This window comes from Streptomyces flavofungini, assembly GCF_041028215.1.
Lineage (GTDB): Bacteria > Actinomycetota > Actinomycetes > Streptomycetales > Streptomycetaceae > Streptomyces > Streptomyces flavofungini_B.
Window position 1 is genome coordinate 1 of sequence record NZ_JASKYR010001073.1, and the last position, 1,837, is coordinate 1,837.

At 73.8% G+C, this 1,837-nt stretch carries 2 protein-coding genes and 1 pseudogene; all 3 read right to left on the minus strand.

Translation table 11 applies throughout. The features are described from left to right. Positions 1-355 (minus strand): annotated as a pseudogene (locus AB8Z36_RS38495) (transporter); the annotation flags it as partial. Next, complete coding sequence (locus AB8Z36_RS38500; protein ID WP_369218011.1) at positions 352-1,128, minus strand: ABC transporter ATP-binding protein; 777 nt, start codon at positions 1,126-1,128, stop codon at positions 352-354. The pseudogene AB8Z36_RS38495 and the gene AB8Z36_RS38500, both read right to left, overlap by 4 nt. 78 nt (positions 1,129-1,206) lie before the next feature. After that, a complete protein-coding gene (locus AB8Z36_RS38505) occupies positions 1,207-1,812 on the minus strand; it encodes a bifunctional DNA primase/polymerase (protein ID WP_369218012.1) in 606 nt (201 codons plus the stop codon). Between the last annotated feature and the right edge of the window lie 25 nt (positions 1,813-1,837).

A 1,837-nucleotide genomic window follows, 5' to 3' on the forward strand; every position in this document is an offset into this window, starting at 1 on the left:
GGCCCGGCCGCAGCGGCAGCATCACCAGGCGGGTGGGGTCGAGCGTCTCGTCGCCGCTGGGGAAGAACAGCGGCATGACCGCCCAGCCGAGGGCGAGCACCCCGGCCAGCAGGACGCAGACGGTGGCGGCGTGCGGGTCGCCGCGCAGCACGACCAGGCCGAGCAGCTGGAGCGCGGCGAAGAGCAGGGCGACGGTCACCGAGGCGATGTAGGCGGCCCTGCGCCCGGCGGACTGGCGCAGTCCGTTGCGGAGCAGGGACAGCTTCAGACGTACGAGGACGGGGGTGATGGCGGCGCTCCCGGGAGGGCCCTGCGAAGCGCTCCCCGGAGCCGCACCGGCAACGGCGTCGCTCACCGGAGTCCGCCTCCCAGCCAGTCCAGGTCGGAGCCCGCGTCACGGCCGCCCGCCCCGACCAGTTCGAGGAAGGCCCGCTGGAGCGAAGTCTCGGTGCCGCGCACCTCGTCGAGGGTGCCCTGCGCCCGGATGCGGCCCGCGGCCATGACGGCGACCCAGTCGCAGAGCGACTCGACCAGCTCCATGACGTGCGAGGAGAAGACGACGGTGGCGCCGGACGCGGTGTAGCGCTCAAGGACGCCGCGGATCGTCTGGGCCGAGACCGGGTCGACGCCCTCGAACGGCTCGTCGAGGAAGAGCACTTCGGGGTTGTGCAGCAGCGCCGCCGCGAGGCCGATCTTCTTGCGCATACCGGTGGAGTAGTCGACGACGAGCTTGTGCTGGGCGCCCGCGAGGTCGAGCACGTCCATGAGCTGGGTGGCGCGCTTGTCGACCTCGGCGCCGGGAAGCCCGCGCAACCTGCCCGTGTACGCGAGGAGTTCGCGCCCCGAGAGCCGCTCGAAGAGCCGCAGGCCCTCAGGGAGGACGCCGATGCGTGCCTTGACCCGTACGGGATCGCGCCAGACGTCGTGGCCGACGACCTCGACGGTGCCCTGATCGGGCCTGAGCAGGCCGGTGACCATGGAGAGCGTGGTGGTCTTGCCCGCGCCGTTCGGCCCGACGAGGCCGATGAACCTGCCCGCGGGCAGCGCCAGGTCGATCCCCGCCACGGCCACCTGCTCCCCGAAGCGCTTCCAGAGCCCTGTCACGCGTACCGCCGCCGCTTCGGTCACCGTGCCACCCTTCGCCGCCTTCGCCGTTCCCGCACGATACGTCGGGCACGGTCGCGGCGCGGTCAACGGCTCAACGGGTCAGCGGCGGGCTTCCCTGCCGCACGCGTACGCCAGCGGGGAGATGATCTCCTCGGCGTCCGGCAGCCAGCGGTTGGCCGCGGTCGGGTGGCAGGCCCACTGGACCGCCCCCGACGCGCCGAAGCGGGTGGGCGGAGCGGCCACATAGGCGCCCTCGCCGAGCGTGTCCAGGTCGATGGCGGCGGGGGGCCAGCCCAGCGTGCGGATGAGGTCGGGGTTCTTGGCCGCGGCGCCGGGCAGCACGAAGAACTGCATGCGCCGGTCCGGCGTACGCGTCACGGGGCCGAGGGCGAGCTCCATCCGCTCCATCCGGGCGAGCGCGAGGAATCCGGCGGTCTCCGGCACGTCGATCGCGTCGAACGTCCGCCCGGTGGGCAGCAGGATCGACGCCTTGGGCTGCTGCTGCCAGAGCCGCCGGGCCACGGTGGCGCTGCCGGTGGCCTGCGTCGCCCAGTCCTCGCGCGCGGGGTGTGCGCCGGGCGCGGCGCAGGCGCTGTCACCGCAGGGCGGGTTACGGGCGCTCGCGAGGGCGGGGGAGGAGCATCGATCCTGCGAGTGGGGCGCATGGGTGCACGGGCGGGGGCGCGCGGGGGAAATGGCTTCCATGTGCGGGTAGCCTGGTCAGGGACGG

Excerpts from the sequence above, each read along its gene's own strand:
- AB8Z36_RS38505 (WP_369218012.1), bottom strand. The coding sequence starts at position 1,812 with ATGGAAGCCATTTCCCCCGCGCGCCCCCGCCCGTGCACCCATGCGCCC.